Source organism: Acinetobacter bohemicus ANC 3994 (genome assembly GCF_000367925.1).
Classification (GTDB): domain Bacteria; phylum Pseudomonadota; class Gammaproteobacteria; order Pseudomonadales; family Moraxellaceae; genus Acinetobacter; species Acinetobacter bohemicus.
In genome coordinates this window covers 1,016,204-1,032,353 of record NZ_KB849164.1, presented here as the reverse complement: position 1 = coordinate 1,032,353, position 16,150 = coordinate 1,016,204, and the positions used below count along the sequence as shown (strand labels likewise).

Here is a 16,150-nt window from a genome sequence, read left to right as displayed (position 1 = left end):
GTCTTATTGCATATCTTTTATAAATCATGGGCGAGTTCCATTTAGATCAGCGAATACAGAGGCCGCATTTGTTTTAACGGCTGTAGCAGGCACAGGTGCAGCTTGTGCTGCAACAACACGAACCGAGTTATTATTTACCACTTGATCAACCAACCGCATTCCAATATAGCCACGACTAGAACCAATATGATCCGAAGCACCACTGATTAAACGAAAATTTACCTTTACAGCTAAGTTAGGATTTTGTTGATTTTTCCAAACCATCTCAAAATGACTACTCTGTTGAGTCCGCTGTGCGCTATCAATTAAACGATTAATCCCATATTCACCCGGTTCATCAAAAATCGTGTGTGTCTGCCCTTCTAAATCGATGACGGTAATACGCGCACCCGGAATAGCCCCTTGATTTGGCCACACAAAATTTACCCATTGTTGGATTCCATTTTCATAGACCATACGTTGACCATCAATATCAATGGTATAAGCAAGTAATTGAGCATTTTCTAATGGATAAAACTGGAAATTTGATTGATTGACTGCTGTTGGAGTCGCTGTTTGATTGAGCTCTCCTGTTGCCATTCCATTACTGGGCGCAACATAATTTTTGAAATTTATAACAAATTGAGGGTTTAAGCTAATGCCTAAGTCTTTCCATGTTTTAGACGTTAAGCTATAGCCTCGACGAATCACCAATGGATCAAGATGATCTTTAGCAAAGCGTGCAATACTGCCATTTTCACCCAAAATTTGTCCAATTTCATTGCTTGTTGCTTGTAATGTCGCAGAAGAATTAAAAGGGTATTTTTGACTTAAATTATGTGTAAAGGGTTGATTGGCCTGTATCGTCCATAATTTATTGATTTCATCCTGTGTTGGAATTAACAAACTATTGAATGAGTGGGTGAGTGGACTCATCAATAATTTTTGTAATAACTGTTGATCAATTTCATTCAATCCAACAGACATTTTCTCATCAATTAATTTTTGTGTACCATTAAAGACAGAATTTTGCTCATTAATGGTTTGCTTAACCAAAGCCATGGCTGTAGGACCAATATCCCCTGCACTTTTTAAATCATTGAACTTGCTACGGACTTGTGCAATGGATTGCATGTATTCATCGAGCAATGATTTATTCTGTTGATCATCACGTTTACGAACCATTTGGTAGAACATCTGAAATTCTGTTGAAATCACTCCCTGTGCTTGATTCGATGCTTGTTGGGTCATTTTAGATTCATCGCTATTTAATATTTTACGTTTAAACCATGCGACAAAACCCGTTTGAGGAGCAGCCAAATCTGCTTGAACGATAGGATTATCCCAGCTGGTTTCCTTGGCAATACGATTCATCACAGAACGAATAGGCGAATTTTCAGGTTCGCCTAAAACGTCAATATTTTTCGCTTGTTGTTTGAAATCATTGGTTTTTGCATAATAAATGCCATTTAAAAATTTACGCCATTCCGCTATATATTCTTGCTTATACAATTCTGTTAATTGCTTACGAATTTGATTTGGGCTACCACTAAAAGTCAGGTCATCCGATTGTGTACTGTTTAAAACCCAATCTTTGCTATCTGTTGGGCGATTTGCCGCCTCATCAATCGCTTTTTCTATATGTTCAGACCATGCTTTATAGGTAAATATACCGGGCAAAGCATAACTACCAAGTACGGTGTTCTGATTATTTTGACCGACCAGTTGTTTTATAGTAAGTGCAGGAAATCGAACAGCTGCACGCATTTTAATTTCATTATAGACACGGTCACGTGCGGGTATACCCTGAATAATAGATACTAGAACTTGACGAGTTTGATCGACAAGCAATGTATCCGACTCAAGTAATGGAAACTGACGATCATTGGCTAGAATCATCGCATAAGATAGAATTTGCTCTGCTTTTTGCAGCATCTCGCCACGTGGCATTTGCCCACGATTCGAATCTAACCAAGAACGCCAAAAACGTGTCACTTGATCACTTAAATGACTTGAATCCATATATTGTGGATTGCTCATCATCAAATAGGCTTTTAAAGCATTATAAGCATCTTGTGGGCTGGTTTCAGAAGGCTCTAAATATTGTTGATTTTTAGCAACTTGTTTAATTTCCACATTGACATGATTGGCTTTTAACGTCGCTGCATTATTTTTAATATGTTGTAAATATTGAGCAATATTTTGTTGAGCGGGTTGTAAAATAATGTGCTTCACCCCCTTTAAATATTCCGTTTTTAATTTTTCACGTAATTCATTGCCTTGATATAAACCAAAGCCAAATTTCATCGGGCGATTTTCAGAAAACTGATCCAATTGCTGCATTCGGTCTTGTAAAATTAACAAGGCATTCAGTTGTGTTGATAATTCTTGCCCTGATTGTTTTTCTAATTGTACGACTTTGTCTAAGTCTGCTTGAACATCAGCAATCAACTGCTGGTTATTACGATATGACCAAACCCATGCACTTAAAATAATCGAGACAGCTAACAATGCCGTCATAAATGCAAGATAACGTTTTTTTTTGCGCCTAGGATTAATATGTTGTTTGACTAAATTTTTATCTTTCAGAATGACCTCTGAAAATAAACCTTTAAGAAAATAACCATGATTTTGTGAAATAGAATTGGTCGGGATAGCATTTTCATTAGTCACACTCTTGGATAAATGAAAATCCTGTGCAATTTGTTCCGTCATTGGGCTTTCAATGACGCCTTCTTGCAAGGCACTGGTAAAATAAAAACCACGAAATACAGGCTTGAACTGATATGGGTTTTCTTCAAATAATGTTCCAATAAATGTTTTAAGTGCGGGCTTTAAGCTCTTAAACTCCAAAGGAAAGGTCATTACACTGGGTGAAATATTTTGAGTATAACGTCGACTCAAGTGAGTACTACTCACCCCTTTTAGACCATCATATAAAGCAGAATAATGCTGTTCAAACAGCTCTACCGCATTATTTGCAGAGTTTGGATCATAAGTTAATGTTGTTCCCCAAACTTGATCAAATTCATTCACTTCATAACATTCAAAAAATTCAGTGAATCCTGCAATTAAATCCATTTTTGAAAATACCAAATAAACCGGTACAAAAATTTCTAAATGTTCGGTTAAGTCTTGAATACGTGCTCTTAAATTTTTAGCCAATTTAATGGATTTTTCAGGACTTTGGCTCATCAATTCTGCAATACTGACAATCACAATTAGGCCATTAATGGGTGCTTTAGGACGACTTTTCTTTAATAAACCCAAAAGTCCTAACCATTCTGAGCGATCCTCAGCATAGACCGAGTAACGCCCCGCTGTATCCAGCAAGACACCTTCCGTTGAGAAAAACCAATCACAATTTCGAGTGCCACTTAATCCAGACGAAACCATTTTTTGATGTGACTCTTCAAATGGAAATTTCAGTCCTGAATGGTAAATAGCGGAACTTTTACCCGCAGCAGGATTACCAATCACCATATACCAAGGTAATTCATATAAGGCAGCATTACCCTTTTTATCGCCCAGTTTAGATTTACGAATCAATTGGATAGATTGTTTAATTTGTTGATTTATCTGTTGTAATTCATCTTTGTCTTTTTGCTTCGCATCTTCCGTATGCATATTATTTTTAATCGCTTCAGCAAGTACTTCACCTTGTTTGGAATGATGGCGTTGTTGAATCAACCAATAAATAGCACAACCAATTAAAGCCAAAATGTAGGCTGTGAGCAAAACCCAAAAAACGTTTCGGGGAATAATGCTATATGAGGAAACCAATGCGACTAAAAAAGACAGTGCAATAATAGCTTTAGGATTCGTTACATACTGCCAGACATAACCTAAAATGGTATAAAACATGTGATTCTCGTTATTCTCTTAATTTTTATGAATATTTTAAATACGTTATTTTTAATTTGATTTTATTCAGGATCAGCTTGAAAAAAAGCATACGTTGACGCTTGATCGGCACTATATATCATTGCAGTCAGCTCCTCTGATAAATGCACGCCTAACATAAAGCTAAAGATTTTTGCTAATGACTGTGTATCTCCAAAACTTTGTTTGGGATATAAAAAATGATGTGTATCCACCGATGTCTGTGCAAATACTTGAGTTGTTTTTTTGATGACTTTAATATCGGTTGCATCATCTAACAGCAAAATAAAAGGATCAGTTTGTTCTGTCTGTTCTACATGACTGGGTATCATCTGATAGAAAAAGTTTGATAAATCATCAGCATTTAATGCAACTTTCAGCGTCTTCATCACCTCGATATGATTCATTTGTATATCTTGAGCCGCAATACACCAACTCGAGGAAAATTCTGCCGCCAAATAATGTTCGGTTAACCACATTTGTTCATTAATCCATGCTTGATCAATTTCAGAATCGACATTAATCACCAACGATACTTCATACGGCTGGGTTGAGATCTGCTCCAATAAATTCAACCAATCCTGATATGAACTTTGCTGAGCAATAAAATGATGTTTAATCTGGATCTGCTGCGAAAGAATGCCCATTGATTGCATAAATTGAAGCAACATCTCACGGCTAGAAGCTTCATCCCATATAGGGAATAAGTTGTCTGCCAATAAAACATGGATATTCAAGCAATTTAAGCGTGAGACTTGTTCAACTTGCGGTTCAAAACTCTCATATTGATCACCTTTCTGATCATCTTTTTGACCATCTGAAATGACCCAAGCAGGATGTATACGATACTGGTAGGCAAGTTCAACATCATAAAAAAGTGCAGATTTTTTTAAATGTTCAGCCAGCTGCCCTAAAATTTCAGTTTGTTGCTCTAATTGCTGCTGAATTAAAGCTTTTATTCGCTGTATACGAGCATGATCCAAATCAATCTCGTCATCATATTGCGATTGTTGCAAATCATCATCAAGCGCTGTAATTCTGTAGGATAGAACAGGTAAACCATAAGCATTGGTCAAATTAACATCCAATTCTGGACTGCTAAATTTTTTCATCTGCTCAAGAATGGTCTCATTTTCACCCAATGCACTCACCGCAAACGAAGAAAAAACATTTAAAGCGAGCCATTGAATAGCATCAGTTTTTACATTATTTTTTTCTTGTTCAAGCTGGTCAGATTTTTGCTGTTGTAATCGCGCTTGTTGTTGTGTTTCTTTGCGATTTTTTTGATATTGATAAGCCCGATAAATTAGATATGGCGAAAGTAATATTAAAGAGAATATTGCGGGTAACAAAATAAAATATGCGATTAAATCTATACTCGATGGATCATATTGAATATCGCGCCAATAATAAATAATCGCCATGCTGATGAGGATAAAGCTACTACTAAAAGTTCCAATCAGGAGTTTAATCATAAAATATCCCCCAATAATGCATAACATGTTTCGGAGTTATGTTCGACAGCAGGTTTTGACCTTAAAAAAGCCCCCTGCGTTAAACCGATTTCTGATTTAGAATCTAAGCACAGTGGCTGTATCTGTTCTTTTTTTAAAATTAATCGCACATCGACCATTAAAGTTGGGCTACACCAAGTAGAGAGTATTTTTTTTAGTTTATGACTCATTTTTTGCTTGGGTAAAAAGCTGAGATAGTCTTTTCTAGATAATGGGCCGACTTGTATTTCAATTTTTCCATCAATTTGTCGAATATGTTCACCACAAAAACTATTTATGCCTAATAGACTGGCATTTAAGCCGCCTAAAGAGGTTTTTTGTTCATCTTCTAATTGAAATTTTTCCTCAACAAATTCTTTTATTACAAAATTAGTTTTAAAAATACAACTCAACATAGTCGTTAAAGCATACGCCGTATTATTTTGACCTTGCATGAGACCTGAAAATTCCGCGAAATAATCATCTAACTCAGCTTGTTCTTGTTGTGAGCTCACATAGCCATTTAAAGCATGCAGAATATCAAGATAATCATTTTCTACTTCTATTTCATAACGTATCGGTAAATGGTACGCCAAACTCGCATCTACATATTGCGCCGTCAATTTATGATTAAATAAACCTAGAAAATGAATGGTTTCTACTTTTTGCTGACGACCACTTTGTTTAATTTTATGGGTATAGGTATAAGGCAAAACACCTTGCATTCCCGTTAAACCGACCATTAAATTGGTTAAATGGATGCGTTCATTTTCAAACTTGAGTGTTTCAATTTCAGAAACAGGAAAATTAAGATTTAAAGAACTATGGAATTTAAAATCATTCGCCCAATATCGTGTTGTTTTTGGTGAATCAGGTATGTGTCGTAACAAACGTGTCACCTGAATAAACGCATAAGATGTAGGTCTTGTCATCAAATCATCAATTACAGAAGCTTCTTGCCACCAACGTTCTGCACGCATTGGTATAACTCCTGTTGTGTATTTGAATCTCTTACGACCAGATCGACATAACTGTTCATTTGAACTTTTAAACTAAAAATATGACTTAAAAGTTGAGTGAAAATATACAGACTGTGCCCCCTAAAAATCTGTGAATCAATAGATAAACTCACCTTCACGCCACGCACGAATAAAGGAAAAGGTTTGGCTTCTATCAATTTTTGCGTCAAAGAAAAATCAATCTTTTTAATAGAATCAATAATGAGATGGTTTTCTTTTAATTTAGGCAAATTATACAGCTCTAAAAGCTCCTTAATATGACTGATGGCATCTCCTTTCATTAACGACAAAGTATTGAGTGAAAGATGAGAAATAATGCGCCATTGCTCCTTTTTATTTTGAGCAAAAGAATAAGATGGCGTTGGTCTTTTTAAAATAAGAGCATGCCGTGCCAAATGACTATCATTTAAGTTAAGCGTATTATTGGCTTGACTGAGTGCCTGATGCGGTAAATCTCGATTGGAACACAACAATTGACAACTCATAAAATCAGATTTGGTACTGTGTGGTAATAAATGTTTAGAAATAATGGAATAGCCAGTTTCAAGCAATTTATTGGGTAATTGTGTTGAGCTTAGACTATAAAAAAATTGGACATCGGCTTGCTGGTAATGACTCATCGCAAAAAACGGTAAAATAGGAAAAACCACCTGATCGTGATTACTTTTTTCTCGAATCATATTCATCTGAAGAATAGAATAGACTTGATAAAATTCTGGATGATGTATATCTGTGATTAATGGATATTCCAATTGTTTATGATTAATTTTTTGTGGTTCGGCTTGCTTATGAAATAAATTAACGATGGGAGTTGAAAACAATTTAAAATTAGCAAGATTTAATTCTGTATAATTTTGAATACAGGCTTGATCATTCAAGTTCAACTTTAAATGAATTAAGATTTCAAATTCGTTTTGCTCTTGCTTTAAGTGTTTTAAAAAACTTAAATTCAGATTGAGATAATTAAATTTTTCAGCAAAACAAAAATATTCCATCAATAAGCGATAAGCATGATGGCTATGCTGATCAATGGGCAATAAACTTTCTTGTTCGCTAAAACCAATTACCTCGAATGGGTTATTCATTTCAATAATTTGGTTGCCCACTTTTAATGAGAAACCGGTACTTTGATAAAATATGCTATCCAAAACCTGTAAAGGAAAATTGGAAATGGCATCTAAGTAAATAGGTAATTTCTCATGTATTAAATGCTTGTGGCTTTGATTGAAAATTTCAAAGCTTAAACTCAATATTGCATTTTGATTTAAGTGCATATATGCACTTGGATGAGTCTTAAAGTTTAACTGGCTTAATGCAATGGGTAGCAATCGGACAGAACGTGTCGTGGTAAATTCACATTGTACCCCTTTAAAACTACGTGATTTTAATGTTGTCGATTGAGGAATCTCATGTGCTTGGTTAAGTTGTTTAATTTTCTTGATATCTTCAAAACTCACCACTGAACATGCTGGAAACGGTTTGAGGTATTGAGGAAACATCACCTCAAATAATGAACGTGTAAAAATCTCATAACTATCTGCAAGTTTTTTATCAATACGAGCCGCCACCAATGAGAAAGCTTGAATCAAACGCTCAATATGCGGATCGTCAATTTGCTCCTGATTAAGCGATAAACGCTGAGCAATTTTGGGATATTTTTGTGCAAATTCACGCGATTGCTGCCCAAATTCTTGTAATTGTTTTTCATAATACGGTAACAGTTCTTCAATCACAGAAAACCCACTTAAGATCGTGCCGAAATAACATATTGTTGTGTTGTTGGTTTTAATACAGCATCAAAAATGACAGGCTCAAATAAAGGATGAATATTTAAGTATGCTTGAATGCTTAAATATAAAGCCCCCATATTTTGACCATCGAGTAACATCTCGACTTTAATTTGTTTAAGCCGTGGTTCATGCGCAGCAATCGATCGCTCAATGGATTGACAAATTTTGTCTCGATCGCTTGGATTAGCGGTCGATAGCCCAACAAAATCAATAATTCCAAATTGCAAAATGGATTGTTTCGCCAAAGGAAACTGATCAATTAAGTGGTCCAATTTAGCCATTCGACTATTCAGTAAATCCTCTAGATCAGAAGCTACAGATTCCCGTAATTCTTGAAGAGAGATTCCCCTATAATTTTGATCAGTTTCAGGTAATAAACGGTCAAATAGCGTTGTTCTAAAGCCGTAAGGATATAATTGGTCTAAATTCATATTTTACTTATTTTAAGATCAAAATAGAAAACAGTGGCTAAGCGTTGTTAACCACTATTTTTTTCACACTGTTTTTGTCACAAAATTATGCAGCGTATGATGCCGTATTATTAGAAAGTGACCATTTTTTAGTCACAGCACCTTTTTGCGTACCGTTAATATCTTGTTGATTATAAGTCCATTCTACTGCTGCATATTTCAAACCAAATGATTCAGTGGGTACACCTTCTTCATTTACAGTCGGTATGACGTTAGAAACAAGCACATGTTTTAATTTGATTTGAAGATATTTAATCCGCTTATCACCATTCGCACGGTAAAAATCGATTTGGACTTCATCAAAGGTATAACCCGCTGAACACGCTTCCCAAAGTTTTGGACTGGTCGCATCCAGATCTTTAACAAAAATCATATCTGAATGTTCAACACGTTCCGCCGTATGACCACCAACACTGGATGATGTTGCTGATTTGGGTTGACGCATATTGTGTGCCCAAGAGTTAACTTCTAACCAATCTTTGTGCTCAGTATCACGCGATTCTCCATCAACTTTATATTTGCCTCGAAATTGTACATATATGTCTTTCATTTTTTTGATTTTCCTATTTTAATTTAAAGTTATTATAAAATTGCACTCTTCTTAATGAGAGGACTGAGGTAACTCAGTAACGAGTCGTAAAGAAACGGATAACTCATCCAATTGAAAATGTGGTCTGAGAAAGACCACTGACTTGTAATGCCCAGGTTGAGCTGGGTTTTCTACAACTTTTACAGAAGCTTCGCGAAGTGGATATTGTGCTTTCGCTTCTTGAGAGGCTCCATCGTCTAGCAAAATGTATTGTGATAACCATTCATTTAGAAATGTTTCAATATTTCCAGCAGAAGCAAAACTACCGACTTTATCTCGCATCATGGCTTTTAAGTAATGTGCAATACGAGAAACAGCCATAATGTATTGAATTTGACTGGATAAAGCAGAATTGGCATTTGCTGTATCACTATCATATTTCTTCGGTTTTTGTGTCGATTGAGCACCAAAGAACGCTGCATAATCGGTATTTTTGCAATGAACCAGTGGAATAAAACCTAAGTCACTGAGTTCTTTTTCTCGGCGATCAGTAATCGCAATCTCAGTTGGGCATTTGAAAACCACTTCGCCATCATTGGTTTTAAAGGTATGAACAGGTAAACCTTCAACCAAGCCACCACCTTCCACACCCCGAATGGCCGCACACCAACCATGCATATCAAAGGCATTGGTTAAACGTGTAGCAAAAGCATAAGCCGCATTCATCCATAAATATTCATCGTGGTTTTGACCTGAAACTTCTTCAACAAAGTTAAATCCTTCCGTCGGTGTACCATCTTTAGGATGATATGGCAGACGTCCTAATACCCGTGGCATAGTCAATGCGACATAACGGGCATCATCACTTTCACGAAATGAACGCCATTGCACATATTCTGCCGTTTCAAATATTTTTGAAACATCACGCGGTCGATCAATATCCGTAAATGACTCTAGCCCAAGCATATTGGGACTTGTCGCAGAAATAAAGGGCGCATGTGCTGCGGCAGCAACATGGGAAATTTGTTCCAATAAATACATATCTGATGGTGTACGATCAAATTCAAAATCACCAATTAAATTGGCATATGGTGCACCACCAAATGAACCATATTCTTGTTCATAGATTTTTTTAAATAAGCTACTTTGGTCAAAATCTGTCGCCCCCTGAAAATCTTTAATCAGCTCTTTTTTAGTTGTATTTAACATACGAATTTTAATTAAAGAATGGGATGGCGTTTCTTGGCAGAAATAATACAAACCACGCCATGTCGATTCAATTTTTTGAAATTTTTCATGATGAATAATCTGACTTAATTGACTAGAAATTAAAGCATCAATTTCCGCAATCCGCTTATCAATAGATAGCGTCATATTTTCAGAAACAACAATCGTTCCCTCCATGACTTCTTTGGCTAATTCTGCAATAAGGCTTTTTGCCCGATGATGTTCTTCATCATTACGTGCAATACGACTTTGTTCAACAATACTGTCAAGCAAAGTAAATTCTTTAACATCATTGATATGGGTCGCAGTCCCAGCATGTAAATTATTCATGTTCGGCCTCCACGCTCAACTTACGCACTTGATCGGTATTTTGTAAAACTTCATCAAGCAAGTCTTCAAGGCGTTCATTATTTGAAATTTTGTTACGCAAATCTGTTAATCGTTCACGTGCTTCAACTAATTTTCGTAACGGATCCACCTGTAGAACCACATTTTCTGGACGGAAATCCTGCATGCCATTAAAGGTTAAATTTATTGCTAGAGATCCCTTTTTTTCCGTAAGCATATTTTCCACTTGAAAAGCTGCACGGGGTGCAAGAGAGGTCATGACTTCATCAATGTTATCTAAATCGACATTGATGAATTTTTTATCTTTTAATTTGGTTTTTTCTAATTCAGAAGCCGCAGAAAAGTCACCCAACACACCAATTACAAAGGGTAGCTCTTTAATTTCTTTAGCGTCTCCAACTTCCACGTCATAAGTTAGTTGTACGCGAGGTGGACGGATTCGTTGCAATTTTTTTTGCACACTTTCACGTTTAGCCATGAATATGCTCCTATTTTAGTTATTTTTAAATGAAGAAAATGGGCTAGAACCCGAAGCTGTTGAAGTTGTATTTTGTGGTTTTATTGCAGCAGTAGCGGTTTTTACCGATGTTTTTACTGGCGGTGGATTAATGCTTTTTGCTCGGCTGAGCTGGGTTTTCTTATTGCTTGAATAATGGGATAAAGAAAGCTTTTTTGAAGTTTCTTTTATTGATTTTTTATTCTTTGTCATACTTTGCATCTCAACTTTAGACGCTGAAGCATCGAGTATTCCTAGCGATGTACGAATACTTTCTGAGAATTGTTTTGCTGCTGGATAGGTCATTTCAGGACTTAAATAACGCAATTCATTATTACGCATATGTTGTAAAGAACTTTGAGCAATGCCTACTCCTGCCAGAAAAGTAACATCTGTAAGTGCTGTATGCTGAATATTTTGCTTGCGCAAACTATCTACCAATTGTAATGCTTTTAGATTTTTACCCAATTGTTGAAATTTTTGTGCAGCTTGAATAAATAGCTCATTCTTTAATTCAATGTTTTTCTTATTCTTTTTATCACAAATTTGGCTATAAATATTGAGTAAGTCTGGATCTGTTTCATCAGCAACCAAAGGATAATCTTTAATACATCCTTTTTTAAGCTCAATTCGATTTTCATCCGCAAATGTAAACTGACTGACCATGATCATTACAATTACGGAGATAAAAAATATACTTTGATTCAAAGCCAGCCTCTACTTTAATTATTTTAAGTTTAATTATTAATATGAGTTAAATCACATGGGTGATTTGCTCAGTTTTATTTCAATTTTTATAATTTCAAATCAACGCTGCGAATTTAACAAAAAATAGTCCTACTAAGTCAACAAAAAAATTAACAATAATTGTCATTCTTCGACCTATTTTGTGGTTTTTGTATGTAAAACGCCAAAATAGATCATATATATTTTTTGTTTTTTCGGAAAAATGTGTAGAATACGCCAAACGCTTTCACACATAAAAATATAAATCTTTGTTTTTAATAAAAATTAAATTAAAAATGATTAAGTGCTGAAAATACAATAAAAATTAATTGTTCTTTGAGAAGAGCGAGTGCCATATGAATAATTTAAAAATTTTGATTACAAAATTATCTTCTTGTGCCCGAATGGCACTGGAAAAGTCAGCCAACAGCTGTATAGCTCAACATAATTATGAAATCGAAATTGAACATTTCTTTTTAGAATTGCTACAGCAAACTTCAAAAAATGATTTGCAGCTGTTTTTAGCAAAATACAAAATTTCGACTGATGGTTTAATCGATGACTTGAAACAAAGTATTGCACAATTACCGAAAGGTCATAACCGTACTCCAATCTTTGCCAAATCAATTATTCACTTATTAGAACAAGCTTGGTTATTGGCTTCAGCTGAACAGAAACCCATTATTCGAAGTGGTCATCTGTTGGTTGTTTTATTGACGGCTTCTGATCTTTATCAAATTGCAGGGCGTGCTTCAAGTTTGTTTGACCTATTCCCTATCGATACCATGAAACATCATTTTTTAGAGATATGTTTACACAGTACTGAGCATCAATCTGAACAAGTTTTGGATAATCATCATCCAACAAAAGACAACAAGTCATCAGAACAAATTTCAAAGAAAACACCTGCTCTAGATCAATTTACCAGTAACTTAACTGAAAAAGCTAAAAATGGTGAGATTGATCCTGTGATTGGTCGTGAATTTGAGATTCGCTTGCTACTGGATATTTTAATGCGCCGTCGTCAAAACAATCCGATTCTAACGGGTGAACCTGGTGTCGGAAAAACTGCTGTTGTTGAAGGTTTAGCACTTAAAATTGCCAACAATCAAGTTCCAGATGCTTTAAAAAATGTGCATTTACATACCCTTGAGATGGGTTTGTTACAAGCAGGTGCCAGTGTTAAAGGCGAATTTGAAAATCGTTTAAAACAAGTGATTCAAGAAGTTCAAAGTTCAAGTCATCCTATTATTTTATTTATTGATGAAGCACATACGTTAATTGGTGCGGGTGGACAGGCTGGGCAAAATGATGCTGCAAATTTACTTAAACCTGCTCTAGCACGAGGTGAATTACGTACTATTGCTGCAACAACATGGGCTGAATATAAGCAATATTTTGAAAAAGATGCGGCATTAAGTCGGCGTTTTCAGGTGGTTAAAGTTGAGGAACCGACTGAAACTGTTGCTATTGATATGTTACGAGCAATGATTCCTGTCATGGAAAATCATTTTAATTTACAAATTGATGATCAAGCGATTATTACAGCGGTACAGTCTTCTCACCGCTATATAACTGGACGACAACTTCCAGATAAAGCGATTAGCGTATTGGATACTGCGGCTGCTCGTGTTGCATTAACGCAGAATGCTCAACCGATAAAGTTAGATCATCTACAAGCGCAACGATATAACTTACATCTTGAACATGAAATTCTAGACAATGAACATAAAAATCGCCCCATTCATCATGAGCGTTTAACAGCGTTACGCCAGAAAATTGAACTTTTAGCTACTGAAATAACCAATACTGAAAAACAATGGAAATCTGAACTAGAACTTGTTCAAAAAATTCAATTTTATATACAAAAAGATCAGTCAGTTGATGCTTCAAATCCAGATAAACAAGCCATTAGTGCTTTACGTCAACAATTGGCTGCCCTACAAGGAACGACACCGCTGGTATTTGAACGGGTCAATGCACAGATAATTAATGAAATTATTTCAGATTGGACCGGTATTCCTATAGGGAAAATGGTCAGTGATGAAATCAAGAAAATTTTAACTTTGCAAGATAAACTTGCTGAACGTGTGATGGGACAAGATTATGCGTTACATCAACTTGTACAAGGGATTCAAACATCTAAAGCAAAACTTGAAGACCCGAATAAACCACAAGGTATATTTTTATTGGTTGGCCCCAGTGGCGTAGGTAAAACAGAAACAGCGCTGGCACTTGCTGATACGTTATATGGAGGAGAATCTCACTTAATTACGATCAATATGTCTGAATATCAAGAAGCACATACGGTCTCAGCATTAAAGGGAGCGCCTCCGGGTTATATTGGTTATGGTCAAGGGGGTGTTTTAACTGAAGCTGTTCGTCGTAATCCATATAGTGTTGTCTTGTTAGATGAAATTGAAAAAGCGCATCGTGATGTTCAAGAATTATTTTATCAAATTTTCGATAAAGGCATGCTCGAAGATGGTGAAGGTCGTTTAATCGACTTTAAAAACACCACCATTCTTTTAACTTCTAATGTTGGTTCAAATGCAATTATGCAGGTTTGTTTAAATTCACCTGTTCAGGAATGGCCAATCGCCGAAAAACTCATCGATCAATTGAAACCAAGTTTATATCAACAATTTAAACCTGCATTTTTAGGTCGTATGCGTGTTGTACCTTACTTCCCTTTACATGATGATTTACTGGTACGTATTATTAAGCATAAATTAGCTAAAATTACCGTTCGTTTAGAAAAACAATATGCCAGCAAAGTCACTTACAGTGAAGAATTGGTTGAATTACTGCTCAGCCGTTGTACTGAAGTCGATAGCGGTGCACGTAATGTAGATAATATTTTGAATTCTTCAGTATTACCTGCTTTAGCAACGAAAATTTTAGTTTGCTTAGCAGAACAAAAACTACCAAAACAAATATTTATTGATGTTCAGGCCGATGAGATCGTCTATCAACTTGATTCTGTTGTAAAAAGTATAAAAAAACGTAGCAATCATAAAATCAAAGCTATAGAAGCATAATTTAAAATTTTTAACATATTATAAAGGCATAATATGAGTGTAAAGCTCGAATCATTATTAAAAGTCATCTCAGATGAAGCCCCTTGCGGAATGGACTGTTCATTTTCAAATGAATTTCATGCAATAAAAAAAGCAAAATCTCAAGATGATCCCTTGCTAGATCAAGGTGATTGGATTGAGGAGCCGAAATTGGCCGATTGGCAGTTTGTCAATGCGAAATCCATTGAGCTATTAACTGAGAAAACCAAAGATATTCGGTTATACAGTTGGTTAATGGAAGCATGGGCAAACTTATACGGTTTTCAAGGTATCGCAAAAAGTCTAGAACTTACTCAGCGTAGCTTAAGTCATTTTTGGACATTATTACATCCTGAAATTGAAGATGATGATCTAGATCAACGTCTGGGATTGTTACAAGGGTTAATTAATCAATTACCTGTATTAATTAAAAATATTCCAATTGTAAATGCTTCACCCCTTTATTGTTTAATTGATTATGAGGGCTTATTGCACCAACAAAATTTACGCCGTAAACAGACTGAAGATCAAGTACAAGTGAATGCATCACTTGAGCAATTTGAACAAGCCCTGATTAACACATCAAAATCTTTTCAATATCAAAATTATCAGGACTTTTTAGAAATTTTAAATCAATGGAATATTTTAAAAAATGTACTGAATAGCTTAATGGAGATAGATGCACCTAGTTTTTCATCGATAGATTCACAATTGGAGTCTATCCATAGTATTTTAAAAAAACTATATAAAACAGATGCATTCGGCTTGCAAGAGATTGTGTCAAATCAGTCTACGCCTAATCTTGCTACAGCCATGCCTGCCGAAACGATTCAAACAGTTCTTGATCAAGTAGTCACAACAAAACCACAAAACTTTCAACTACAGGCTCAAAATCATTTGGCAAATCGTGAACAAGCTATGCAGGTTTTACAAGAGATTGCCGATTATTTCAAAATCAATGAACCGCATAGCCCTGTCAGCTACATGCTACAAAAAACCATTCAATGGAATCAGCTTCCACTACATGAATGGTTGGCGCAAGTAATTAAAGATGAAAATCCGTTAGAAATGCTCCATGAGCTTTTGGGTGTACAAAAAAATATTAATGACACAAATAACAATAGGTAAAGTT

At 35.5% G+C, this 16,150-nt stretch carries 11 protein-coding genes; 2 read left to right on the top strand and 9 right to left on the bottom strand.

What is annotated here, in order from left to right:
• Positions 1 to 24 precede the first annotated feature (24 nt).
• From tssM to F994_RS04780, 9 genes are all read right to left on the bottom strand, one after another.
• Positions 25 to 3,843 carry a type VI secretion system membrane subunit TssM gene (tssM, locus tag F994_RS04820; RefSeq protein ID WP_004649012.1) on the bottom strand — a complete coding sequence of 1,273 codons (3,819 nt, stop codon included), beginning with the start codon at positions 3,841 to 3,843 and terminating at the stop codon, positions 25 to 27.
• Positions 3,844 to 3,905: 62 nt separating this feature from the next.
• Entirely contained in the window at positions 3,906 to 5,336 is a 1,431-nt protein-coding gene (locus F994_RS04815) for a hypothetical protein (RefSeq protein ID WP_004649011.1), read from the bottom strand.
• Positions 5,333 to 6,334 (bottom strand): type VI secretion system baseplate subunit TssG, encoded by a 1,002-nt coding sequence (tssG, locus tag F994_RS04810; protein ID WP_004649010.1) that lies wholly within the window; start codon positions 6,332 to 6,334, stop codon positions 5,333 to 5,335. The genes F994_RS04815 and tssG overlap by 4 nt, the downstream gene beginning before the upstream one ends.
• Positions 6,298 to 8,106, bottom strand: coding sequence for a type VI secretion system baseplate subunit TssF (gene tssF / locus F994_RS04805; protein ID WP_004649009.1), 1,809 nt, complete (start codon positions 8,104 to 8,106; stop codon positions 6,298 to 6,300). Before tssF ends, tssG begins: the two co-directional genes overlap by 37 nt.
• Positions 8,107 to 8,117: 11 nt before the next feature.
• Complete coding sequence (gene tssE / locus F994_RS04800) at positions 8,118 to 8,594, bottom strand: type VI secretion system baseplate subunit TssE (protein ID WP_004649008.1); 477 nt, start codon at positions 8,592 to 8,594, stop codon at positions 8,118 to 8,120.
• 85 nt (positions 8,595 to 8,679) lie between these two features.
• Entirely contained in the window at positions 8,680 to 9,183 is a 504-nt protein-coding gene (locus F994_RS04795; RefSeq protein WP_004649007.1) for an Hcp family type VI secretion system effector, read from the bottom strand.
• 51 nt (positions 9,184 to 9,234) lie between these two features.
• Positions 9,235 to 10,719 (bottom strand): type VI secretion system contractile sheath large subunit, encoded by a 1,485-nt coding sequence (gene tssC, locus F994_RS04790; protein ID WP_004649006.1) that lies wholly within the window; start codon positions 10,717 to 10,719, stop codon positions 9,235 to 9,237.
• Positions 10,712 to 11,215, bottom strand: a complete 504-nt coding sequence (tssB, locus tag F994_RS04785; protein WP_004649005.1) for a type VI secretion system contractile sheath small subunit — start codon at positions 11,213 to 11,215, stop codon at positions 10,712 to 10,714. Before tssB ends, tssC begins: the two co-directional genes overlap by 8 nt.
• A 15-nt stretch (positions 11,216 to 11,230) precedes the next feature.
• Positions 11,231 to 11,899, bottom strand: coding sequence for a hypothetical protein (locus F994_RS04780; protein ID WP_154649940.1), 669 nt, complete (start codon positions 11,897 to 11,899; stop codon positions 11,231 to 11,233).
• Positions 11,900 to 12,315: 416 nt separating this feature from the next.
• Here F994_RS04780 and tssH point away from each other — a divergent pair, with 416 nt between their 5' ends.
• Positions 12,316 to 15,000: a type VI secretion system ATPase TssH gene (tssH, locus tag F994_RS04775; protein WP_004649002.1), complete on the top strand. Its 2,685-nt coding sequence runs from the start codon at positions 12,316 to 12,318 to the stop codon at positions 14,998 to 15,000.
• 33 nt (positions 15,001 to 15,033) lie between these two features.
• Positions 15,034 to 16,146 carry a type VI secretion system protein TssA gene (gene tssA, locus F994_RS04770; RefSeq protein WP_004649001.1) on the top strand — a complete coding sequence of 371 codons (1,113 nt, stop codon included), beginning with the start codon at positions 15,034 to 15,036 and terminating at the stop codon, positions 16,144 to 16,146.
• The last annotated feature ends 4 nt before the right edge of the window (positions 16,147 to 16,150 follow it).

Bases quoted from the DNA above. Each gene is read 5' to 3' on its own strand.
- tssM (WP_004649012.1), bottom strand. From the start codon at position 3,843: ATGTTTTATACCATTTTAGGTTATGTCTGGCAGTATGTAACGAATCCT.
- F994_RS04815 (WP_004649011.1), bottom strand. From the start codon at position 5,336: ATGATTAAACTCCTGATTGGAACTTTTAGTAGTAGCTTTATCCTCATC.
- tssG (WP_004649010.1), bottom strand. From the start codon at position 6,334: ATGCGTGCAGAACGTTGGTGGCAAGAAGCTTCTGTAATTGATGATTTG.
- tssE (WP_004649008.1), bottom strand. From the start codon at position 8,594: ATGAATTTAGACCAATTATATCCTTACGGCTTTAGAACAACGCTATTT.
- F994_RS04795 (WP_004649007.1), bottom strand. From the start codon at position 9,183: ATGAAAGACATATATGTACAATTTCGAGGCAAATATAAAGTTGATGGA.
- tssC (WP_004649006.1), bottom strand. From the start codon at position 10,719: ATGAATAATTTACATGCTGGGACTGCGACCCATATCAATGATGTTAAA.
- tssB (WP_004649005.1), bottom strand. From the start codon at position 11,215: ATGGCTAAACGTGAAAGTGTGCAAAAAAAATTGCAACGAATCCGTCCA.
- F994_RS04780 (WP_154649940.1), bottom strand. From the start codon at position 11,899: ATGGTCAGTCAGTTTACATTTGCGGATGAAAATCGAATTGAGCTTAAA.
- tssH (WP_004649002.1), top strand. From the start codon at position 12,316: ATGAATAATTTAAAAATTTTGATTACAAAATTATCTTCTTGTGCCCGA.
- tssA (WP_004649001.1), top strand. From the start codon at position 15,034: ATGAGTGTAAAGCTCGAATCATTATTAAAAGTCATCTCAGATGAAGCC.